Source organism: Spirosoma foliorum (assembly GCF_014117325.1).
In the GTDB taxonomy this organism is placed as follows: domain Bacteria; phylum Bacteroidota; class Bacteroidia; order Cytophagales; family Spirosomataceae; genus Spirosoma; species Spirosoma foliorum.
The window spans coordinates 3,062,905-3,086,426 of sequence record NZ_CP059732.1 but is presented as its reverse complement, the minus strand read 5'-3'; the positions used below and the strand labels follow the sequence as shown (position 1 = coordinate 3,086,426).

The following is a 23,522-nucleotide window of genomic DNA, read 5'->3' as shown; positions in this document are numbered from 1 at the left end:
TTTGGTGTACATGGCAATTCTTCTGGGTTTGGGTTTATTTTTATGATGAAAAATTGGTCAAATCGTTTTGTGCCAATAAATTATTCTGTCACTTCTCAATATAAAGTAACCAATCATTCGTACACAGCCTAAAATGAAGAACTCTGTACTTCCTCTTTTAATCTCTTTGCTGCTTTTGGTCAATGCAGTAAAGGCCCAGTCGTTCAAGCCAAAACAGTTGCGTGAGGCTACTGTCGACCAGCTTCATCAGGCCATGCAATCAGGTAAACTGACGGCTGAGCAACTGGTGCAACTTTATCTCGACCGAATTGAGGCTTACGACAAACAGGGACCTTTTCTGAATACCATCATCATGGGCAATCCGAAAGCCTTAACCGAAGCCCGTCGGCTTGATTCGCTTTATAAGGCGACCGGAAAGTTTGTTGGCCCACTGCATGGGATTCCGGTGATTGTGAAAGACAATTACAACACCTTCGACATGCCAACGACCAACGGAACGCTGGCGATGAAAAAATCTATTCCGCCTGCGGATGCCTTTGTCGTTCAGCGAATTCGGGCAGCCGGTGCCATTATTATTGCCAAGTCAAATCTGGCTGAATTTGCCACATCGGGCAACGTTTCAGTAAGCTCTATTTTACCCGGTTACTCCCGGAACCCCTATGATACAAAGCGGACAACCGCGGGGTCGAGTGGGGGAACAGCCGCTGCAGTGGCTGCTGATTTTGGAACCATTGGATTAGGGACTGATACGGGAAGTTCGATACGAGGACCATCGTCGCACCAGAGTCTGGTTGGTTTTCGACCTACACTAGGTCTGGTTAGTCGGAGTGGGATTGCTCCGCTGGCAATGACGAATGATACAGGTGGGCCAATCTGCCGAACAGTGGAAGATGCGGTTCGGGTATTAGATGTCATTGCGGGTTATGACAAGGCCGATTCGGTAACCCGGCGGAGCGAGGGTAAAATTCCGCAGTCGTATCGTCAATTTCTGGACAAAGATGGCCTAAAAGGGGCGCGTATTGGGGTATTTCGTCAATTATGTACGGCGAAAAATTCTGATCCTCAGGTATATGCCTTATTCAATAAAGCGCTGGATGAACTTCGGGCGGCTGGTGCCATAGTTGTCGATTCGGTTCGAGTGCCAGAGTTGGATACAATCAATAAATCGTTCGACACCATTCCGCAGCTACGGCGCGATTTCAATCTGTATCTGGCCAATCTGGGGCCTAATGCACCGCATAAATCGCTAACATCCATTATTAAGTCGCGACAATTTCATCCTAGTATCGAAAAAACGCTCCTTGATTCGGACAAGGATACTTTAGCGCCCGAAGCCCATAAAGGTTGGGGGAAAAACCTGGCACTTCGCGAACGGCTTCGGCAATTACTCCTTCGGGCAATGGATTCAACGGGAGTGGATGTGCTGGTGTACCCGTCATTTAGTTATCCGCCCCGGCTCATTGGCGATTTGAATACGCCGTCGGGCACAAACAACAATGCCCTCTCCCCGCCAACGGGTTTCCCGGCTTTTTCTGTACCGATGGGTTTTACGTACGATAACTTACCGGCCGGGCTGCAATTTTTCGGTCGACCGTTTAGCGAGCCAACGCTTGTCAAGCTGTGCTATGCCTACGAACAGGCTACTCATCACCGAATACCACCAGCCAGTACGCCTGTTTTACCAAAAAAGAAGCGTAAAGTCGCTATATGATATACGATAGCGCGAACGTCAACGTTCGTGCTGACTATTCTTCGGCCTCTGGCCGATTGACGATTACTAGATTTTAACCAGAGGTTGGAAAATTGGGGACCTCGTTACCATGTTTGGTTCGACCCCTTCAGGGTCGTATGTTTATAGAAAAAGGATGCCACTATAAACATACGACCCTGAAGGGGTCGAACTGAATTTATCAACCAGGTTCATTCATTTTCAAGAAACCACATTTGATCCTCTGCGATACAAAAAATACCTTTCATGAAACCAGCCTTTCCGTTCATCAACCAGCATTATCTGCGGCTTATCGTTATTACTTGTTTGCTGTTGCAACTGGCGTCGACACATCTGTTCGCGCAGTCAAAGCCATCAGACCTCACCCCTTATGAGCGCAATACAAACCAAACAGCAACCTATGCCCAGATTATAAGCTGGTACCAGCAGTTGGATAAACAGTATGATCAGGCGAAGCTCATAGAAGTTGGTAAAACCGATATTGGGAAACCGCTCCATGTGTTTCTGTTAGCTGCCGATAAACAATTTGCGTCGCGACCTGACCGTGTAACGCTGCTCATCAACAATGGGATTCATCCCGGCGAACCCGAAGGAATCGATGCCTGCATGATGATGGCACGGGATCTATTGAAAGCCAATAAACTGCCTAAGAATGTACTACTGGCTATTGTGCCCGTGTATAATATCGATGGGGCACTGAACCGGGGCCTTTCGCGGGTAAATCAGAATGGTCCGGAATCGTACGGATTTCGGGGAAATGCGCGTAATCTGAATCTAAATCGCGATTTTATCAAAGCCGAAGCTGAAAATACGAAAGCGTTTCAGGCGATGTACCAATCTTTGAAGCCACAGGTGTTTATTGATAATCATACCAGTGATGGCGCTGACTATCAGCATGTACTGACGTATTTTGCAACCCAGAAAGACAAGCTCCATCCAACTGTGTCGGGCTACATGCAGAAAACATTTCAGCCGGAACTGGATAAAGCCCTGACGGCTCAAGGTTTTCCGCCAGCACCTTATATTAACAGTTTTTCGGAGACGCCTGAAAGTGGCTTATTGGGTTATAACGACTCTCCGCGCTATTCGACAGGGTATGCCGCTTTATTCAATTGCTTTGGCTTTACACTGGAGACGCACATGTGGAAAGATTATCCGGCACGGGTTAAGGCATCTTACGCGTTCGACGAATCGGTACTACGATTATGTGAACGTGATGCGCAAACCATTCTGGCCAATCAGAAAAAGGCGAACGAGGTGGTTAGCCAACAAACGAACTTTCCTCTGAGTTATAAACTGGACCGGACTAAAACGGATTCGATTACATTTCTGGGCTATGCAGCTGCTTACAAACCTAGTGAGGTATCAGGGTTGAAACGACTCTACTACGACCGCTCCAAGCCGTTTACCAAGCGCATACCTTACTGGAATACATTCGCTGTTGATGCGCAGGTTGATAAACCTCGTGCTTATGTTATTCCGCAAGCCTGGAGTGAGGTTATTGGGTTGCTGAAACGGAATGGCGTGAAACTTCAAACGCTGCCGAAAGATACCTTGATGAGCGTTTCGGCCTATTACATCACCGATTTTAAAACGGGGCAGCGCCCTTACGAAGGGCATTACATCCATTCAGGGGTGAAAGTACGGTCGGAGACGCAACCGATTCAATTCTACAAAGGCGATTACCTCATTCAGGCGAATCAACCCACGAACCGATACATCGTTGAAACGCTTGAGCCACAGGGCGTCGATTCGTTTTTTGCCTGGAATTTCTTTGATAGTGTGCTCGACCAGAAAGAGTATTTTTCGGACTATATTTTCGAAGACACAGCCGCTGAAATCCTGAAGAAAGATCCGGCGTTGCGTAAAAAACTGGATGAGAAGCGGGCGTCTGATAAAGCGTTCGCCGAAAATGCCGACGCTCAGTTGGATTTCATTTATCGTCAGACACCCTATTACGAAAAAACGCATAATCGATATCCGGTGTATCGGTTGAATTAATTTTTTTCTGTGGTGTCGGCTTCTTAAAGCCGACATGCTAGGTTTCTCAAAACCTACTGTTCGCACCGATAGGTTTCTCAAAACCTATCGTGTCAGGTGTTAGCACCTGACATCACAGACAGGATAAAAAACCTGTCGAAAGAAAAATCTGTCATAATGAATCGCACGCAAATCACTTGCCTGTTAATCGGCCTTTTTCTGCTTTCATTTGGCTCGTTCGCGCAAACGAAGCCTGTTGAAAGTACTGATATCGTTGCTATTAAGTCGTTACGAACACAGTCAAACCAGGCTATTCAAGCCCGTGACCTGACGGCTTTTGGGCAAACGATGCTGCCGGATATTGAAGTGACACGGGGAAGTGGCTCGCATGTATCGGGCCGGGATTCGGTATTAGCGTCCGTATCGGTTCAGTTTAAAGATCCCAATTTTCTGGGTTACGTGCGTAATACGGATCAAATTCAGGTGAGTACAACGAGTCCATTGGCCGCCGAAAATGGCCATTGGACAGGGCGTTTTCAGCGGCCCGATGGTATTCAGACAATTACTGGTGTTTATCTGGCCATGTGGCGCAAAACGGAATCCGGCTGGAAAATCCGCTCTGAGCTATTTGTCAGTCTGGCTTGTACCGGAAGTGCGGCTTGTGGGAAGTAAACGAAACCTGGAGCGACAAAAAACGAAGTTTAACCACTGTTCTTTGTCGCTCCAGACTTAATCTAGGCAGTGGTAGCAGACTGATAAATGCGTTCGACGATTTCCTGCAAAATGGCTCCCTGTTCCGCCGTACAGACATTTGAGGGTTTACCCTGGCAGGCATCCAGAAAAGCCGCTGTATTTTTTAGCTGAATGTCAACTTCTTCCAGGTAAGGGAACTGAATGTCGGCAAGTTCGCCAGCTACTTCGGTATGTAGACTAAACGGGAACAGCTTAACTCCTCCCTTGCTGCCAAATAATTCCAGATTACGATCTTTATCGACCTGCGTATTCAACGCAAACGAAGCGGATAGCATAATTGACGCTTTATCTGGAAATGAGAGATACGCGGTAGCTGCATCTTCAACCTCAAAAGTCGCTGGATTCCATGCGCCTAGTAAACCTTTGCCACCCGCCTTACCAATAAAATCGTAGGTATTGCCCAATACCTGATCGGGTGTGGGGTAGCCGAGTGCGCACAGGGCTAAATCAAGAACGTGAACACCAATATCCATTAGAGCACCACCACCCTGCATGGCTTTATTGGTGAAATAACCCCAGCCCGGTATGCCCCGCCGACGCAGAAAGTGCGCCTTAATGTGGTAAATATCGCCAAGCAAACCATCGGCTTTGCAACGCATAAGCAGTGCCCATTCGCTGGTTTGTCGGAGTTGAAAATTATACGCCAGTATCCGGCCTTTTTGGGCTGCGAGATCGGCCATTTCGCGAGCGTTTTTGGCGTTCAACGCGGGTGGTTTCTCGCAGAAAACGTGGCAGTTATGGTTAAGAGCCTCCATCGTTTGCGGATAGTGGAGGTTGTTCGGTGTACAAATAACCACAACATCCGGTGCGCACTGACGATACAGTTCACTCGTGTCATCGAATGCATGAGGAATGCCGTGCTTGTCGGCCAGGGCACGGGCTTTCGTCAGGTCGCGACTACAAACAGCCACTAGTTCGACTTGCTCAAATAGCTGTTTGAGTGCGGGAATATGATTATTATCGGCAATATTGCCACCCCCAATGATGGCTGCTTTAAGTAGGGACATAGTTTTGAATAGCCAGTAAATCGAATTGGTGGCCAACTTACTCACTTAGCAAAGGATACACAATTATTAACAATGAAGATTTTATTGGCACCCGATAAGTTCAAAGGTTCATTGACTGCTTCTGAGGTTTGTGCGGCAATGACCGACGGCATTTTAAGGGCTAGTCCAACAGCCGAAGTTGTAGCTGTTCCGATGGCCGATGGCGGTGAAGGTACCTCCGACGTATTAACACAGGCTACTCAGGGCACCTGGCATACGGTTAAGGTTCAGGGACCATTGGGGCATCCGGTCGAAGCAGGGTATGGCATTTCGGGTGATGGCAAAACGGCTTTTATTGAAATGGCCCAGGCCTCGGGGTTACGGTTGCTTAAACTCGCGGAACTCGACCCATTTCAGGCCAATACGTTCGGAACTGGCGAGCTAATTGCACACGCTATTGAGCAGGGTATCGAGCACCTTGTTCTGGGCATTGGTGGTAGTGCAACCAATGATGCTGGAACAGGTATGGCTGCCGCACTGGGTTGGCAATTTCTTGATGCGTCCGGAGCGGTTTTACGGCCCTGTGGAGGCAATCTTGACCAAATTAAAACAATAATCCCACCCAAAACGGCCTGGGAAGGAACCGTAGAAGTCGCCTGCGATGTCACGAACCCGCTGGTGGGTCCACAAGGGGCAACTTATGTATACGGCCCGCAAAAAGGCGCGAAACCGGACGATCTGCCAGTTCTGGATGCAGGTATGAAGCATTGGGCTAAGGTCGTTGAGACAACGTTTGCTATGAATCTGTCAGCTATGCCCGGTGCTGGTGCAGCAGGAGGGCTAGGGGCTGGTGCTGTTTTGTTCCTGAAGGGGCAACTTACTGAAGGCGTTAACCTGCTCATGAAACACACCCAATTGGCCGACAAAATGGCGGGAGCAGATCTTGTATTTACAGGCGAAGGGCGAATTGATAATCAGACATTGCAGGGCAAACTTATTGCCGGCATTACCCGGTTGGCGAAAGCGAAAGGTATTCCGGTGGTGGCGCTTTGTGGGTCGTTAAAACTGGCGCCTGACGAGCTGGATACGCTAGGATTGGCCAGCGCCTTTTCTATCATGCCGGGACCGGCAAGTTTAGACGATGCGCTGGCCAATGCACCTGACTACTTAAAACGAACTGCGTTTCAGGTAATGCGGCTATTAGTTTAAGCTGGGCTTACTTCGTAACACGTTTGTATTTTTCAATAATGATGCGGTCAACACCGAGTTTCTCAACTTTTTCAATACCCTTTTGAATAAGGGTATCACCGCTAAATTTAACAACAAACTCAAATTTATTATTCTCCCAGGCCTTGTCGATAAAATAATCCAGATGCTCGGTATAGTTGCTATCGACTAAGGTGTAGGTGCCACCTCCGCCAGAGAAAGCATTTGACGAATCTTTCGGCGGGGCCACTGCATGATTTAAGAACGCAAAGTGAGTGTCATTGATGATTTTGATCATCTTGTGCGTCGAGTCAAACGTAGAGAACGTTGTATCCTTTTCTATGGTCGTTGCCGAGACTAATTCCCAGGTTCCAACGAGTGGGACAGACTCTTTTTTTTGAAGAACAGCCATACAGCAGTGTTATTGACGTAACTAAAACGAGTACACTTTTTAATTTCATAGTTGCTTAATTTCTGATAGGTAGCGATAGACAACTGTCGCAATAAGAGTATAAAGTTTACTTTAGGCTTTGCCTACTATACAGAGAGAAACTCAACATTTTAAGACTTTTGACATCTATGAAGCTTACCTGGACATTTTACCCAAAAGGTGAAACGGAGTCTGTTACGCTAACGGTTGTATATATACCCGAGCTAGATGCCGAAAAGCTTTCATCTGGCGGATTTCTTCACGAGAATACAAATACCGCTTATGTAGACTGGCAAACCTATAAGCGCTTCGACATGTCGGATGTGGACGGCCGGAAAGATGCATTTCGGCGGTTAACGACTATCGACAAAAACCGAACAGCCAGCGATAAATTGCCCTGGCTATTGTAAATGAAGAGAGAATATAGAAGGTTTTACCGTTTTAGTTTCTAGGTGTTTTTTTGTCATGAACTGTGTCAAAAAACAAGTTTTAAGCCAAATTTTGTTTGGATAGGCTGAACCCATTGACGAATTCAATATTCTTCTTCACCACCACAAACACCTGATGCAACAACTTATTCATCACCGCCACCATCGCCACTTTGTGGCATTTACCCTTGGCCCGTAGCCGATCATAAAGCGCTTTACAGCCCAAATTGTATTTACGGGCCGAACGAGCTGCCATGTATAAAAGGCCCCGTACATACCCTAAACCCGTGCGGGCCATCCGACCACGCCGACGAACCGAACTGCCCGATTGAGTTTGACTGGGGGCAATGCCCACGAACTTAGCTACCGCTTTGGCTGACTCGAATCCAGCCAGCCCATTGGTGGCCGTGCACAAGGCTTGAGAGGAAGCCGGCCCAATCCCCTTGACCCGCTGCATCCGCTCCGAAATGGCCTGCAACTCCTGTTGACTCAGCTGATCCAGTTCCTCTTCAAAGAGCGCAATCTGAGTCAGGTAGCTCTGTTGGAGAACCAGCAGGCTAGCCTTGACTTTCTGACTGGCCCGGGGGTCGAACGACAGCGCATGAAGCTGATTAGCCACCGCTTGCTGACTGATTCGCAGGTCGTTGAGGTGTTTGTGCTGTTGGCGAAGCTGATGTAGAGACTCATCGGCCAGTTGCGAAGGCTGGGGCTGAAAGACTTGTCCGTAGCGCGCCAATAGTGCCGCATCGCTCCGGTCGGTCTTGCTGATAGACTTCAGAGTGGCGGCAAAGCCTTTGCTTTGGTTGGGCGTAAGGAGGCTAAAGGGGCGATTTTGCAGGGCTAATACCCAAGCTAATCGAGCCGAATAGGTACCTGTATGCTCGAAAATGAGGTGGCTATTGGCGGGCAGTTCAGCAGCCCATTGCTCAATGGAGTCCGCTTGGTTGGGCAGGGTTTGATAGGCCCATTGGGGTTGCCCATTGGCATCGATTCCGATTTGGTAGCTGATGTGTAAGGTCTCTTTACTGACATCAACCCCGTAATAGATAGCTGGTTGGTTCATGCTAAAAACGAAAAAAGCGGGATACTACTCATGCTCTCGACATCATTGTGAAACGGGCTATATGCCCACTGAACTGTCCGGGTTCCATGAGATTGGCTCTCCAGGCTACCGATCATGACAACCGGTCTTTTAGACCATCCCGACGTAGGTATGACCTGGAGAACCAAAGATTATTTGTTCAGAGCAAACTTACAATCCCGACGTCAGGAGGGATCTCAAACTTCCGTGTCAGTCAAGCTTGAGATCCCTCCTAAAGTCGGGATGACAAAAAAACGCCGAGGGTTATAACGCTGTGTTTGCGGATCGATATGGGCCCAAATGGTATTGTCGGTAATGTCAATCAGGAAGTTAGCCAAACTTCATACAGACAAAAGGCACTAAAAACACGTGTTTTAGCCATTCAAACAAAATAATCGATCCTCGATTTTCGCGCCCATTACCTTAGCGAGCAGAAATAAACTCCTAAACTAATGAGCACACAACGAATCTTTTTAATGCTGACCTGGGCAGTCTGTTTTTTTCTGTCTGCTGATGTAGGCTTCAATTTCCTCAACCAGAAAGACACTTTTCAGAATATTCTCGGGCTATTCTTTCTGACCGGATTACTCGTCATTTCGTTTAAAACCAAAGCCTTCACTAAGAACCCTTTTAACTAAAAATCACATGAGTAAGCTACGTATTGCCATTTGGAGTGTTGGACTCCTGTTGGGATTTATTTTATTAACCAAAAGCTGCACCACTGTCGATGCATCACACGAAGGAATTAAAGTCAGTAAAATTGGCTCCGATCGAGGAGCCAATGATATCGAAAACGTGACGGGCTGGATATTTTATAATCCGCTTACGTCGTTCATCGAGCAATATCCAACCTTCACCCAGACCAAAGATTTTGAGCCATTTACCGTCAGCGCGAAAGGAGGGACGCTTTTTAAAATTGACCCCACACTGAACTATCATTTAGTAAAAGGGCAGGGGGCGAATGTGTATCGCAAATACCGGAAAGAGCTTCCCGAAATTGAGGATAATATTTTACGTACAATCGTTTATAACTCCTATCGCGATGTGGCCAACACGTTTACACCCGATTCGCTTGTCAATAACCGCGTTGGTTTTGAAGAGTTGGTCGAATCGAAATTGCGTAAGGCGCTAACAGATGATGGGTTTGCCTTCGAAAACATAACCTCGAATCTTACTCCGCCCGAATCGTTACAGGCGATGATTGATGCCAAGAACACGGCTGTACAAAACGCATTGCGATTGAACAATCAGGTGGCAGCCGAAAAAGCGAGTGCCGAAATTGCGGTCACAAAAGCCAGCGGTCTTGCCAGAGCTAAAATTATTGAGGCAGAGGCCGAAGCCAGAGCTAATGAGTTGAAACAGAAAACATTGACGCCTTTGTTGATTCAGCAACAGTGGATTGCAAAATGGAATGGTAGCCTGCCAACTACGCAATTGGGTACAAGTAGTTCGACGATGATCCAACTACCCATTAAATAGTCAAATTTTTTTTGCTGACTTGCGATGATTCTACCTTCTGATTGTACAGTGATTAGGCAATCTCGGTTAGAGTATAAATACTTATAGCTGTAAGAGAAACCTATTTTTCAGATCGCCGTACAATTAATTAAGTTACCAATTTTTGGATTGATATAACTAAATTTGCGACAGTTTACGTATATCACATATATGTCGTAAGCACTTATGGGTTAGATTAAACGTTGGTGCCACTGGTGCCAACGTTTTTTTGTGTCCAGATGACGTTTTTCAAGTCTAAAAAATACTTCCCAACCTAACCCATAGGTCTAGAAGTATCATGAAGATTGGAAACAGCTTCGTCTTAGTTGGCGAGGCTGTTTTTCTTGTAAGCATTGGTTGACCATGCTATTATCGAAATTGGTAGATTGCAGCCATGAATCGAATTGTAGAACTTCAGAATCAACTCCCTCGTCATGGCATAGAATTTCTGTCTGAAACAGACTGTAATCGTATCCTGACGGATTACGCAACCCTCTGTGATACCTATGTTGCCTGTCCTTACAAGCCTGATGTATTACTGACAGAAGCACGGGGTCGGGCAGGAAAATCCAATGTGCATATCGTAGGGGTTGGGGCCGTATCGTACGGAGATACCCCGTTTGAAGCGAAATTAACCGCCGTCACTGCTTTTTTAGATCGAGGGTATTTTAAGCTTGATAGCGATCTTCGCGTAATCCGGCTTCTGTGAACAAAAAGCCGCAACAATTGTCGCGGCTTTTCGTAATCTTCTTTATCGTTGCTAATTACAGAGACAGGCTCTTAATTACTTTTCTTCGCCTTCACGGCTTCAACATTCTTTTTACGGCTGTCCAGCTCGGTAAGTGCAGCGGCCTGATCAGATTTATTGGTTTCGATATCTTTATTGAGTTGGTCCAATTCTTTGGCGTTATCGTCAATTCGCTTCAGGAGTTTCTCTTTTTCTTTGGCATTTTGCTCAATTGCGCGTTGCAGTTGTTCGCCTTTCTTGACCATTTTCTGATGAGTACTTTGGGCATCAGCAAAGCCACCTTCAGCCGTTTTCACTTCCTGACCATACAAAGAGCTGTCTGCAAAGCTTTTTAACAGCGCTTCAGCTGCTGAATAACCCGTGCTGCCGGGCGTAACGAAGTTGCCATTTCCGAGATCGAAAGCTACAAAAACGGTAGCCGATGTGCGCGACGATTTTACGGTACTCACCAGGTTGATCGGTTCCGATGAAATTGCCGAAATGTCGGCGTTCGGAATGCGATAAGTTCCGCGTGAGGAGCTAAGCCGACCATACTTCTGAAGTTGGGCCTCCCAGTCTTTTTCAATTTGTTTGCCGTCTCCCTGAAGCGTTAAATACAGGCCCGAAACTTTGACTTTGTCGATTGTACTTTCGCTGGCATAAACGGTTTGCGCATTGGCTGAGATCGAAAATGAAACCATTCCGATGATCAGAATAAAACGTGCTAGGGTAGTCATGATGTAGTTAATTTGCCCGGCTCATTAACCGGAATAGAGTGAATTTATTGAAACTGATTTTGATCAATTTTTTGAGTTACTAACAATCGTTTATCGCCATTCAGCAGTGTCGTTGCCAAAATATAAACAGAACCTCCGTCTCGCAATGACAATTTTTTTCGCAATTCGGCCACTGTTTGCGGGAAGTTGCGCACAGTCAGGTTCGCTTTTAGATCAGGTACGGCAAGTTTCAAGGCTTTGCCATCGGGTTTAATGATGGTCTGAATCTCAAATACTCGACCCGGGAAATCGCCTTTTAGTTCGTCGCTTGTGTATAAATGGCTATTAGGTGCTAGCTTGGTCAGGCCAAATCGAGTGGCCATCAGCCGAAATGCGCCCGCCTTTAACACCGCAGCATTTGGCTCATAAACATAACGCTGCGGGTTCCCTAGTTTAACATCGGCTGTACGTTCCCCCTGCCATTGGAAGTTAAACCGAATAGCTGCCTGATGAGTAAGGTTAACAGTGTTAAATATAATGTTATCTTTTGCAATGGTCTGATTACTAAGGGTGAATAAAATTTCCTTTACTTCGCCTTGAACAGCCACAATGTGTACAGATTCTACGGTTCCAGACAATTGTCTGACGGTCGCATCAATGTCAAGTAACGGGGAAGCTTTTATTAAAATTTTTCGGGTCTTACTGAACAACCCTGAAACCAGATCGGGTTGGGTAATATCGGGCTCACAGTTTTCCAGCTTGACAACACGCCCTCCCAGTTCATCACGCCGATGCGGGTCAAGGTAAATCCAGTCGGCAGGCTGTTTCGCCAGCGAGCTTAGGCTGGTAAAGTTGGTTTCGTTTTGGTCGATAATGGCTAGCCCATCTCCAACCTCGACAGTTACGTTCGAAATTCCTAATAAGGGCAAATTGTGCGCGGCTAATTCGGCCAGATCGGGTCGATGCTCCACATATACTACCTGCGCTACCTGTTGCGCAAATGCCCAGGTATCTACCCCCATACCACCCGTAAGATCGAGCAGTAAGTCCCCCTGAACTAAGGAGGCTTTATAGATGGCAGTCGACTCTGAAGACGCCTGTTCTACTGATAGAGCAGGCGGAAAAATCAGTTGATCGTTTACATACCAGCTAGGTAGTTTTTCCCGCGCTTTTTGGCGGGCTGAAATTTGAGAAGCCAGCTTTTTTAAATCCAGTCCAGCCGGATTGGGACGCAGTAATAATGCCCGAACATCATCAGTAAGATGGGCCTGGATGAACGTCTGTTCGGTGTGGGAAAGATGAGTATGCAAAATAATTTAACCGAATTTTAATCAATTTTTAATTATTCTTTAATTTAACACAACGATGAACGTTATTGCGCGTTACGAACCCGAATCTAAGCCCGAAAAACCACTTTTATGAAACTAGTTAGTCCGTTTCAAACCCTTATTCACTATAAATCCGACTACTTCCGGCGGGATGTTCCTGCCAGTTTATCTGTTTTTTTAGTGGCCTTACCCCTTTGTCTGGGTATTGCCCTGGCATCGGGAGCTCCTTTATTTTCGGGCCTGGTATCTGGAATGATTGGTGGTATTATAATTGGGTTGTTTTCGGGTTCCGAAGTAAGCGTTAGTGGTCCAGCGGCTGGTTTGGCTGTCATTGTCGCCGATTCAATTGCAAAAATAGGTTCATACGAGGCATTTCTGGTAGCGGTGGTGCTGGCAGGTCTGATGCAATTGGTGTTGGGCCTGATCAAAGCAGGTCGTTTTAGCAGCTTTTTCCCCGATAGTGTTATTAAAGGGATGCTCGTTGCTATCGGTATTGTAATTATTCTGAAGCAGATTCCCCATGCACTTGGTCGGGATAATGACTACGAAGGCGAATTTGAATTCCAGCAGTTGGCCGATGGAGAAAATACAATTTCAGAAATATACAGGGCGATTGAAACCGCCAGTCCCGGAGCTGTAGTCATTAGTTTAGTTTCACTCACTTTTTTAATTAGCTGGGATCGGCTGGCTGGGCGTAGTAAACGGACGATCTTTAAAAGCTTTCCGGTGGCCCTGGTTGTTGTTTGTGGTGGAGTTGCTTTAAATGAATTTTTTCGGGTGGCGGTACCGGCCTGGTATCTGGGCGATACCGCTCATCAGCACATGGTGCAGATTCCAACAATTGCAGCTGGAAAAAGTCTGTTTTCCATATTTTATTTCCCCGACATACGTATTCTGGGCAATCCGCAGGTGTACGGTATTGCAGCCACAATTGCGCTGGTTGCCAGCCTGGAAACGCTATTGAATCTAGAAGCCTCTGATCGGCTTGATTCCGCGAAACGCATATCGTCTACCAATCAGGAGTTAATTGCGCAGGGTATTGGCAATATGTTGTCGGGGGTGATTGGTGGATTGCCCGTAACATCGGTAGTTGTCCGAACATCGGCCAACATTTACGGAGGAGCCAGAACCCGCGTGTCGACAATCCTGCATGGTCTTTTTCTGATGCTGGCCGTGTTTCTGGGCGGGGCATTGCTTAATCTGATACCGCTGTCCTGTCTGGCAACGGTCTTGATTATGGTTGGTTATAAGTTGGCAAAGCCCTCAATCTTCAAAAGCACATTTCGGGATGGCTGGAGTCAGTTTGTGCCGTTTATCGTAACGGTTATTGGTATTGTCTTCACCGATCTGCTGATTGGTATCGCCCTGGGCTCGGTGGTTGGAATTATTTTTGTTCTGTATACCAATTTCCAATCGACCTTTCAATTGGTCCGCGTGGGTAATAAAGTGACGATTGCGTTTGAAAAGGATCTTTACTTTCTGAGTAAACCACAATTGAAGGAAGCCTTAAACTCGCTCAAATCGGGTGACGAGGTTCTCATTGATGGCACCAAAGCTCCCTTCATCGATCACGATATTTTTAATATGCTCCACGATTATCGGGAAACCGCGAAAATGCAGGGAATTCAGTACGAGCTAAAGAATGTCCACCTGAATCGGCGAGTCCTGAAACCGCGACGGACTCTTTTGGTGAACAAGCCAGTTTCGGAAGCAAATCAGTAGCTTTTGCTAAAAAGTGGTTTACATTCGCAAGGAGTCTCAAGGATTATGTGAGCTCTAAAAATGCGTATGTACAAGATACTGTCAATTAGTTTTTTGATAAGCTCGCTCGCGGCCTTTGCGACTGTTAGTTTCGGACAGACTGGCTCAAAACAAGCAAACACCAGCCGGGCTGGTATCGGCCTAAAGTCGTCCGTTCACTCTAATTCGGGTGGTGTTGAGTTTTGGCTGACGGACCCTAGTCGATCAATTCTGTTTGCAAAACAACCTTCACTAGCCTTCAAAAGTGAGCAAAAGGATGTCCCGGCAATTCATGTTGATCCGGCGCAGACGTACCAAACTATTGATGGCTTTGGCTATACGTTAACAGGAGGAAGTGCCATGCTACTCAGCCGAATGGAAGCTACGGCGCGGGCTAAACTGTTGAAAGAGCTTTTTTCCACCGAGGGTAAGGGGATAGGTGTGAGTTACCTGCGCGTGAGTATTGGGGCATCTGACCTCGATGAGCAGGTATTTTCGTACGATGATCTGCCCGCTGGTGAAACCGATCCGACAGTAGCCAAATTCAGCCTAGCCCCCGATCAGCAGTATTTAATTCCGATCCTCAAAGAGATTCTGGCGATAAACCCGACGATCAAAATTATGGGTTCGCCCTGGTCGCCACCGGCCTGGATGAAATCGAATGGAGAGACGAAGGGGGGAAGTCTGAAAATGGAATTTTATGATGCGTACGCCCGCTATTTTGTGAAATACATTCAGGGCATGACAAAAGCCGGGATTCATATTGATGCCGTTACAATTCAGAATGAGCCCTTGCATCCGGGGAATAACCCCAGTTTGCTGATGCTTCCCGCCGAGCAGGCTTTGTTCATCAAAAAAAGCCTGGGGCCAGCTTTTAAAGCCGCTAAGCTCAAAACGAAACTAATTATCTACGATCATAATGCTGACCGACCAGATTATCCAATAACGGTCCTGAATGACCCCGACGCCCGAAAGTTCATCGACGGATCGGCTTTTCATTTGTATGGAGGATCAATCAGCGCCCTATCGGACGTGCACAAGGCGTATCCTGATAAAAATCTGTATTTCACGGAACAATGGATAGGAGCACCTGGTAACCTCAAAGGCGATTTAGCCTGGCATGTGCGCGAACTTATCATTGGGGCCACCCGCAACTGGAGCCGAACGGTATTGCAATGGAACCTGGCTGCCGATCCGAAACAAAACCCACACACGCCAGGCGGTTGTGATCAATGTTTAGGGGCGCTAACGATCAATGGGAACACGGTTAAACGAAATCCGGCCTACTATAATGTAGCTGTGGCTTCCAAATTTGTACGGCCCGGATCAGTGCGTATTGCGTCTGATGAAGTGAAGAACTTACCCAATGTTGCATTTAAAACACCCGATGGCCACACCGTATTAATTGTTCTGAACGATAGCCCATCCAGGCAGACATTCAGTATTGATAGTGCCGGTAATCAGACCACCGCTACGCTTTCGGGCGGGGCTGTAGGTACATATATCTGGTAATTCCTCCCTTTAACAACCATAAACTGTTATGATTGACCTGCTAAAATCCATGAAATCAATGGACTTAACGTCTGGCTTTTCACGCCTGATTCGAAACGCTGGACTTCCTGTTCTCTTCGTGGTCAGTACTGTGTCGGGCGGATGGGTTTTACTGGATAAATCATCGTTGCTAACCGTTGCGGAACCTGAATTCCCTAAAGAGCTTACCACGTTTACCCCTTATTCGGGCAACCCTGTATTTAGCGGAACAGGGGCGGATACCTGGGATCAGAAAATCCGGGAAAGAGGGTATATCCTGCACGAAGATGGGCAGTACTATATGTGGTACACTGGTTACCGGGAAGGGAAAAATCAAACTCGCTTTCTGGGTTATGCCACCTCGAAAGATGGACTGACCTGGACCCGCTATCCGGGCAATCCTATTCATCAGGCAGACTGGGTCGAGGATATGTCCGTGATCAAATCGGATGGTACGTATTATATGTTTGCCGAGGGCAAGGATGATGTCGCGCATATATTAACCTCTAAAGATGGGATTAACTGGCAGGAGCAAGGGCCGATCGATATCCGGTATACCAATCATCAACCCATTAGCAAAGGGCCCTATGGAACCCCAGCGATCTGGAAAGAGAAGAATGTCTGGTATCTTTTTTACGAACGTAATGATCGGGCGGTCTGGCTGGCAACGTCGAACGATCTGAAGGTCTGGACGAATGTGCAGGATGAACCCGTTCTGGAAAAAGGGCCAGCAGAGTATGACTTACACGCTGTTGCTATGAATCAGGTGATTCGGTACAAAGGGCTGTATTACGCCTATTACCACGCGTCGGCCTTTGCCGACTGGCATGAGTGGTCAACCAATGTAGCCGTGTCGAAAGACCTTATACACTGGACAAAATACGCTGGAAATCCCATTATGAAAGGCAATACATCCAGTGGCATTGTGGTCAATGACGGGAAGCAATTCCGACTCTACACAATGCACCCAGCTGTGAATGTCTTTTTGCCAGTAAGTCGGAAATAAGTCGAACAGATCGCTACCGTAAACTATCCGGCCCAACGGCTTCAATATCGGGTGGGCCATCGGGGTAGTAGCGGAAAGTCGTTTTCTCAATTAAATACGGGTAGGGCTTGAACGTAATCCAGCGTAAGGGCCATTTGCGTAACCACAACGCACCCGTTGTTAGGCCGATAAACCAACCGGGTGGACGCTGATAACCAAAAGCCATTCGTAATTTAGTATTGATGAGGGCCGAGAAAGTGGGTTGAACAAGCGGACGCAGAAAGCGGGGAAACCAGCCCTGAACAATCCGTACTGTCGCATCGGCAATTTTACGGTTGCTGTCTGTATAGCGAAAATAACTATCCTCGTAGGCATCGGTAAAGGCGCGTAACTCGGCCAGATTATCGGGTAGATCGCGTAAGTTCATGCGTATGCCTACTTCCCGAAAAAAGTAAAATAAGGCCTGTTCTTCTGATGCGGTCAGTTTTCGCCAGCCGTAGCGATTTGTCCAATCGATCGGGTAAAAAACAAACGTGGCCAGTACAAACACAAAATCGGCATTGTCGATCTGATAGTGTCCGTGAATCTTATTCATGTGGGCAATGGCCCGTTGCCCTTTCTCACTATCGTATCCCGATTCCATAAATTCCGAAATCAGACGACTGGTGTCGTCGTACCGCTTTTGACCGTGACGTTCAAATTCGCCAGTTCGAGCCAATAAACCCGATACTCTTGGACTGGCGTAGGTATGGAACAACGCTAACTCAAGCGCGCGGGTTATATCGAAGGGGAATTCGTAGGCTGTCAGCAAATGCACCATGCGCTGGTGATCGCGGATAGGATCGAGGGAGTTTAGTTCGCGCTGGACAGCCGGATTACGAAACAGACCAAGCCGTTTTCTGTAGGTCGCAGTCATGGGTGAATTGAATTAGCAAGCCGTTGCAGGCCTTTACAAGTATAGCGAAAATACGAGAAACTCATCCGATGAGGAGGCCGTTTTAACGTAGCTTGATGTGTAGAAGAATGCCTAATTCATTTCCAAATCCTAGACTATACCTTTTCATTTTGAAAATGAACCTTACCAAAATGGAAAACTGCCCGTTTCTTCTGATCTGCATGCTTTTTTAATTTGTATTTTAATTTACTCATTATTAGTAATTTGTAAGTGAATAGTAGGGCTACTGCTTAATTTGGCACAAGTTTGGCTGCTTAAATTGATCCGACGGCCAGAAGACCGTACCGCATCCTGTCTATACAACCTGAGCAGGGTTTCCGGTACGTAACCACCAGGCCTATTTTTATGAGTGATAAACGGAATATTGACACAGTTACGGCGGCTGGCTTGCTGGTTGCCATGGGTATTATTTACGGAGATATCGGTACGTCTCCACTTTATACACTACGTGCCATCATTGGGCCATCTGCCCCGATCAAAGCAGAGGTTGTACTTGGGGCGCTTTCCTGTGTTTTCTGGACACTCACGTTACAAACAACGGTCAAATATGTTGTACTGATTCTCCGCGCCGACAACCGGGGGGAGGGCGGTATTTTTGCGTTGTATGCGCTTATTCGCCGGCATGCCCGCTGGTTAACGTTGCCGGCCATCATTGGTGGCTCTGCACTATTGGCCGATGGGATTATTACCCCCCCGATTTCAGTCTCCTCGGCGGTTGAGGGCTTGCGGCTACTGTATCCTACCATTACCGACACGATGATTATTCAGATTGTCATCGTCATTTTAACCATTCTATTTCTGATTCAGGCCTTCGGCACGAGTGTAGTGGGGACTGCTTTTGGGCCTATTATGCTGGTCTGGTTTATCATGCTAGGTACGTTAGGCGCCTTGCAGATTATGCAGGCCCCCGGTGTTCTGGCAGCCCTTAATCCGTACTATGCTTGGTGGTTATTATCAGAGTACCCCGGTGGATTCTGGCTATTAGGTTCTGTATTTCTATGCACAACTGGAGCCGAAGCGTTATATTCTGACATGGGTCACTGCGGGCGGGCCAATATTCGAGTTAGCTGGATATTTGTGAAAACTGCTTTGATCCTGAATTACTTAGGTCAGGGTGCCTGGTTGCTGAGTGTAAGAGGCCAGGCGCTAAACGAACGTATTCCATTCTATGAATTAATGCCCCCCTGGTTTCTTACACTGGGCATTATTATCGCTACGGCAGCCACCGTCATTGCGAGCCAGGCGCTGATTAGTGGTTCGTTTACCCTGATTAGTGAAGCCATTCGGCTTAACTTCTGGCCCAAGGTTCAGCTGCGCTATCCTAGTGCCCAGAAGGGGCAATTGTATGTTCCCAGTGTCAACCTGTTGCTCTGGGCAGGGTGTGTTGGCGTGGTGCTTTATTTCCAAAAATCGTCTAATATGGAGGCTGCTTATGGGCTGGCAATTACGCTGACCATGCTGATGACAACCCTCCTGATGTCCTATTATCTTTATACCCACAGGTATCAGGCCTGGTGGGTCGTTTTGTTTCTGACGGTCTATCTGGGTCTCGAAGGTAGTTTCTTGGTGGCCAACCTTATTAAATTCCCGCATGGTGGTTGGGTTTCGGTGTTAATTGGAGCTGCCATTGCCTCGGTAATGTATATCTGGCTGCAAGCCTTCCAGATTAAGTTACGCCTGACCGAGTACGTTCGCATTGATCATTATATCAATGCACTCAAAGAGCTTAGTCGGGATATCAGTATTCCCAAATACGCGACTCACTTGGTGTTTATGAGTAACGCGGGCCGTCAGTCGGAAATTGAGTCGAAAATCATTTATTCTATTTTCCAAAAGCGCCCCAAACGGGCGGATATTTATTGGTTCGTGCACGTCGATATAACGGATGATCCTTATACGATGGAGTATAAAGTAAACACCATTGCACCCGACGATGCCTATAAAGTGACGTTTAAGCTGGGTTTTCGGGTTGAGCAGCGGATCAATTTATTCTTCCGAAAGGTGATTGAAGATATGGTTCGGAATAAAGAAGTGGATATTACGAGTCGCTATGAATCACTCAGTAGACAGAATGTGATTGGCGATTTTCGCTTTGTAGTTCTGGAGAAATTTCTGTCCTTCGAGAATGAACTGCCCTTCCGCGAGCGGTTAATCATGAATATCTATTTTACCATTAAAGGGTACACAACATCGGAAGACCGTTGGTTCGGCCTGGACAGTAGCTCTATCAAAATTGAAAAAGTACCCCTGGTGATTCGTCCTGTCGATAACGTTCAGTTGAAGCGCATTGCTTCCTAACGATATAGGAAAAATAAAGTAATTGCCGTAATGGCTGTCAACTAAAGATCATTATAGCATCTTACTGAACTGTACATAGTCCTGCTAGTCAGGACTATTTTTTTGCTATTTCGTTTAGGGTTTCAATCCGAAAATACGAGCGTTGCAAAGTGGCCTTAAGCTGGAATTTATGTACGAAAAATCATATTTGTAAACATTAAAGTGATGGTTAAGGTTGACTCGTATAAGACAATAATTATATGTCACTTTATACCAGCGTTTTATGATAACTATCTACAAATCAGTTGCGAACTGTATTGATCGCTACCTGCCAAAGTCGATCGATACTGAGGCACATCAGTTGCTCTTTATCATAGCTCTATTATTTGTTACTGGAACGGCACAAGGTCAAACATACCCCACCAGTTTTAGCCAGGTTCAAATTGCGAGTGGCTTGAATGGGGGTACTGCTATGGCAGTGGCGCCCGATGGACGAATCTTTGTAGCAGAACAGACGGGTGCGTTGCGAGTTGTGAAAAATGGCGCGATGCTGTCTACACCGTTTATATCACTGACTGTCGATTCTAATGGTGAGCGAGGTCTTATTGGTATAGCCCTGGACCCGGCTTTTGCCACCAACCATTACATTTATCTATATCATACTGTCCCGGGTACTACTGCCCACAATCGGATCAGCCGGTATACTGCCAATGGAGATGTTGTTTTATCGGGAAGTGAAGTGGTAATTCTGGATTTAGACCCGCTAAGTACTGCTACAAATCATAATGGTGGGGGCATGATTTTTGGGAAAGATGGCAAGCTTTACGTAGGCGTTGGTGAAAATGCGAATCGGGTGAATGCCCAAAATCTGAACAACTATCTAGGCAAAGTGCTTCGCATCAACCCTGATGGTAGCGCCCCAGCCGACAATCCATTTCCAACAGGGTCAGCATCAGCCCAACGCATATGGGCGTATGGTCTGCGTAATCCGTATACGCTTGCGGTTCAACCGGGAACGGGCCGGATATTTGTTGATGATGTAGGGGAGGGCTCGTGGGAGGAAATTAATGATGCAACTACCGGCGGGCAGAACTTTGGCTGGCCGGATGCAGAAGGGATGACTTGTACGGGCCCATCCTGCGCAACGAATACCTCGTACAGCTACCCAGTTTATACCTATGCGCATGGCACAGGAGATGGCCTTGGATGCTCTATCACGGGCGGAACCTTTTTCAACCCTACAACGACTAACTACCCAGCCAGCTACATAGGCCGATATTTCTTTCCTGATTATTGTGGTGACTGGGTCAACAATATTAACTTAACGGCAAACCCCGCGACCCGATCGTCCTTTGCTACTGGAGTGTCGGGTGGGCCAGTAGGCTTGGCTACAGGCAATGATGGTAACCTCTATCTGTTAAGCCGGGGTGGACTTTATAAACTAATCTTCGCCGTTCCCGATTTGTCACCTTCACTTTCACTCCCCCAGGCTAATTTTGGTACATCGGGCACCGCCACCGTGGGAAATTTTGCGATGAGTATTTCCGAAGTCAGTGGTTATTCTACAACGGCAGGTAGTGTGATTGTTACCGCCACGGCTCCTGCAGGCTATACACTTGCTTTCCCCGCTACCATTAGTACTATTAATGTGACAGGTGGCACTGCAGTAGCAGTTAGTAATAATAACTGGACAGTGACGGGTACCGTGGATAATAGACAGATTTCCTTAAAGATGAAGACTGGCCAGTCTATTGGAGCAAATAGTACGATTAATCTAGGCTTCACTATCACCCGTACTACGGCAAATTCCGGAAGTACAGCCAGCATCACGGTCAACGTGACAAACGATGGCACAAATAGCTATGATAGTAATACGACAAACAACGGCTATGCCCGGATCATTTCAGGATTGTAGCTGAAAAGGGCCTGATAAACAGGTATTTATTAGGGTAGATTCTGTATTCATCAATGGGTTCTGCGGTGTCGGAAATGATCAACCGACACCACAGAACCCATTATTGCTGGGGGAATAAATTCTAGTCGCGCTTTTGCAGAAACAGGCGAAGTCGCTCTACTTCTATATCAAATTCGGTAAAAAAGTCATCATCAAGCGATACGTCTTTTTTTAAGCCGGGTTCTACCACCAGATTACCTTCTGATTGAGAAACTGTTACCCATCCAACCATGTCGTCTCGCCAAAGGATGGGTAACGCATAATAGCCTAACTCGCGTTTGGCGGGTGGAGTATAGGCTTCAAAACGATAGGCCCATCCCCACAAATGTTCGAAACGCTGGCGATCCCAAACCAAAGGGTCAAACGGAGCTAGAAAACGAACGGTTTCGTTCATCGGGTTATTGGCTGATGTCAACGTGGGCCAAATATATCGAATACCATCAACCACTTCTTGTGTTAAATCACCCGTATTAACCAGCTGCTTAATAATGGATTTCTGCACATTGAGCGCGGGGGCAGCATGGGCCAGATGCCATAGAGCCGCCCGTAAATTGCGATCGGTGATTGGATTTAAAATATTCGTAATCAGTAATACTAGCTGGCGCAAACGTTCCGCTGATTCTATCGAGGGATACTTCTGGCTGGCAAGTTCATAGAGTTTAACGCCATTTTCTCGACGGGCTACCCGCAAAAATCCTCGATAATGGAGCGCCTGAAGCGATCGTGTTGTTCCAGCTGAAAACCCACCCCAATCATTACGTTCGCGGGTGCGCCCCAGATACGCTTCTACCTGACGAGGGTGACTATGCGGGTTGTTTGAAACAAAATCAAGCACGCGTTTATCGGCCATACTTAATTCAATTTCGGGGCGTGGGTGCACGAGTTGCCAGGTAGATTTAGGCATAAAGCCATAGGCATACAGAAAATCTTCTTCCAGATCGAGGGCAGGATAATCGCGCTCAAGGTCGCCAACTCGATAATCCTGAACCCGATGGCGGAGAATAAGATCCTGAGCCCGCGCTGGTGCCCGAATCGGATCGGCCTGCACAAAGCCAAGCTGATTCATGGCTTCCAGTAAGCTGGCGGCTGGAAAAAGAGAACCCGCGATAGCTTGTTGTCGTAGGGTATGGAGAGCATGTTTCACGTTGTAATTTACGGGAATCTGTTATGTACAAACCTATAAGGTTTCAAAAACCTTATAGGTTTGTAATCATTTCTAG

20 protein-coding genes are annotated in these 23,522 nt (G+C 46.9%); 13 read left to right on the top strand and 7 right to left on the bottom strand.

All coding sequences use genetic code 11. The features are described from left to right. The first annotated feature begins 133 nt into the window (after positions 1 to 133). The 3 genes from H3H32_RS12900 (at position 134) to H3H32_RS12890 (ending at position 4,381) form a co-directional block, all read left to right on the top strand. Positions 134 to 1,711: an amidase family protein gene (locus H3H32_RS12900; RefSeq protein ID WP_182463095.1), complete on the top strand. Its 1,578-nt coding sequence runs from the start codon at positions 134 to 136 to the stop codon at positions 1,709 to 1,711. Between the two features lie 264 nt (positions 1,712 to 1,975). Next, entirely contained in the window at positions 1,976 to 3,730 is a 1,755-nt protein-coding gene (locus H3H32_RS12895; protein WP_182463094.1) for a M14 family metallopeptidase, read from the top strand. A gap of 156 nt (positions 3,731 to 3,886) precedes the next feature. Further along, positions 3,887 to 4,381, top strand: a complete 495-nt coding sequence (locus H3H32_RS12890) for a YybH family protein (RefSeq protein ID WP_182463093.1) — start codon at positions 3,887 to 3,889, stop codon at positions 4,379 to 4,381. Between the two features lie 62 nt (positions 4,382 to 4,443). On the opposite strand, the gene H3H32_RS12885 is transcribed toward H3H32_RS12890, so the two are convergent. Next, positions 4,444 to 5,469, bottom strand: coding sequence for a Gfo/Idh/MocA family protein (locus H3H32_RS12885; RefSeq protein WP_182463092.1), 1,026 nt, complete (start codon positions 5,467 to 5,469; stop codon positions 4,444 to 4,446). Positions 5,470 to 5,541: 72 nt separating this feature from the next. On the opposite strand from H3H32_RS12885, the gene H3H32_RS12880 reads away from it, so the two are divergent. Then, complete coding sequence (locus H3H32_RS12880) at positions 5,542 to 6,657, top strand: glycerate kinase (protein WP_182463091.1); 1,116 nt, start codon at positions 5,542 to 5,544, stop codon at positions 6,655 to 6,657. Between the two features lie 7 nt (positions 6,658 to 6,664). Here H3H32_RS12880 and H3H32_RS12875 read toward each other — a convergent pair whose 3' ends face one another. Continuing rightward, positions 6,665 to 7,066: a hypothetical protein gene (locus H3H32_RS12875; protein WP_220472640.1), complete on the bottom strand. Its 402-nt coding sequence runs from the start codon at positions 7,064 to 7,066 to the stop codon at positions 6,665 to 6,667. Positions 7,067 to 7,233: 167 nt separating this feature from the next. Between H3H32_RS12875 and H3H32_RS12870 the strand changes: the two genes are divergently transcribed. Next, positions 7,234 to 7,494, top strand: coding sequence for a hypothetical protein (locus tag H3H32_RS12870; RefSeq protein ID WP_182463090.1), 261 nt, complete (start codon positions 7,234 to 7,236; stop codon positions 7,492 to 7,494). 79 nt (positions 7,495 to 7,573) lie between these two features. On the opposite strand, the gene H3H32_RS12865 is transcribed toward H3H32_RS12870, so the two are convergent. Further along, positions 7,574 to 8,575: an IS110 family RNA-guided transposase gene (locus H3H32_RS12865; RefSeq protein WP_182457633.1), complete on the bottom strand. Its 1,002-nt coding sequence runs from the start codon at positions 8,573 to 8,575 to the stop codon at positions 7,574 to 7,576. Between the two features lie 470 nt (positions 8,576 to 9,045). On the opposite strand from H3H32_RS12865, the gene H3H32_RS12860 reads away from it, so the two are divergent. The 3 genes from H3H32_RS12860 to H3H32_RS12850 all read left to right on the top strand — a co-directional run bounded on the left by H3H32_RS12860 (position 9,046) and on the right by H3H32_RS12850 (position 10,799). After that, a complete protein-coding gene (locus tag H3H32_RS12860) occupies positions 9,046 to 9,231 on the top strand; it encodes a hypothetical protein (RefSeq protein WP_182463089.1) in 186 nt (61 codons plus the stop codon). A gap of 7 nt (positions 9,232 to 9,238) precedes the next feature. Then, positions 9,239 to 10,072, top strand: coding sequence for an SPFH domain-containing protein (locus H3H32_RS12855; RefSeq protein ID WP_182463088.1), 834 nt, complete (start codon positions 9,239 to 9,241; stop codon positions 10,070 to 10,072). Positions 10,073 to 10,484: 412 nt separating this feature from the next. Continuing rightward, positions 10,485 to 10,799 (top strand): hypothetical protein, encoded by a 315-nt coding sequence (locus H3H32_RS12850; RefSeq protein WP_182463087.1) that lies wholly within the window; start codon positions 10,485 to 10,487, stop codon positions 10,797 to 10,799. Positions 10,800 to 10,870: 71 nt separating this feature from the next. Here H3H32_RS12850 and H3H32_RS12845 read toward each other — a convergent pair whose 3' ends face one another. Next, positions 10,871 to 11,554 (bottom strand): hypothetical protein, encoded by a 684-nt coding sequence (locus H3H32_RS12845; RefSeq protein ID WP_182463086.1) that lies wholly within the window; start codon positions 11,552 to 11,554, stop codon positions 10,871 to 10,873. 44 nt (positions 11,555 to 11,598) lie between these two features. Then, positions 11,599 to 12,843 carry a THUMP-like domain-containing protein gene (locus H3H32_RS12840; RefSeq protein WP_182463085.1) on the bottom strand — a complete coding sequence of 415 codons (1,245 nt, stop codon included), beginning with the start codon at positions 12,841 to 12,843 and terminating at the stop codon, positions 11,599 to 11,601. Positions 12,844 to 12,951: 108 nt separating this feature from the next. Here H3H32_RS12840 and H3H32_RS12835 point away from each other — a divergent pair, with 108 nt between their 5' ends. From H3H32_RS12835 to H3H32_RS12825, 3 genes are all read left to right on the top strand, one after another. Beyond that, positions 12,952 to 14,583, top strand: coding sequence for a SulP family inorganic anion transporter (locus tag H3H32_RS12835; RefSeq protein ID WP_182463084.1), 1,632 nt, complete (start codon positions 12,952 to 12,954; stop codon positions 14,581 to 14,583). Positions 14,584 to 14,757: 174 nt separating this feature from the next. After that, a complete protein-coding gene (locus H3H32_RS12830; RefSeq protein ID WP_240543822.1) occupies positions 14,758 to 16,113 on the top strand; it encodes a glycoside hydrolase family 30 protein in 1,356 nt (451 codons plus the stop codon). 28 nt (positions 16,114 to 16,141) lie between these two features. Next, on the top strand, positions 16,142 to 17,137 hold the full coding sequence (locus H3H32_RS12825; RefSeq protein WP_240543758.1) for a glycoside hydrolase family protein: 996 nt from the start codon (positions 16,142 to 16,144) through the stop codon (positions 17,135 to 17,137). 13 nt (positions 17,138 to 17,150) lie between these two features. On the opposite strand, the gene H3H32_RS12820 is transcribed toward H3H32_RS12825, so the two are convergent. Then, entirely contained in the window at positions 17,151 to 18,032 is an 882-nt protein-coding gene (locus tag H3H32_RS12820) for an oxygenase MpaB family protein (protein WP_182463082.1), read from the bottom strand. 384 nt (positions 18,033 to 18,416) lie between these two features. Between H3H32_RS12820 and H3H32_RS12815 the strand changes: the two genes are divergently transcribed. Beyond that, on the top strand, positions 18,417 to 20,369 hold the full coding sequence (locus H3H32_RS12815; protein WP_182463081.1) for a KUP/HAK/KT family potassium transporter: 1,953 nt from the start codon (positions 18,417 to 18,419) through the stop codon (positions 20,367 to 20,369). Positions 20,370 to 20,631: 262 nt separating this feature from the next. Further along, positions 20,632 to 22,263, top strand: a complete 1,632-nt coding sequence (locus H3H32_RS12810; RefSeq protein WP_182463080.1) for a PQQ-dependent sugar dehydrogenase — start codon at positions 20,632 to 20,634, stop codon at positions 22,261 to 22,263. A gap of 121 nt (positions 22,264 to 22,384) precedes the next feature. Here the strand turns inward: H3H32_RS12810 and H3H32_RS12805 are convergent, their stop codons facing one another. After that, positions 22,385 to 23,446 (bottom strand): DNA glycosylase AlkZ-like family protein, encoded by a 1,062-nt coding sequence (locus H3H32_RS12805; RefSeq protein ID WP_182463079.1) that lies wholly within the window; start codon positions 23,444 to 23,446, stop codon positions 22,385 to 22,387. Positions 23,447 to 23,522: the final 76 nt, after the last annotated feature.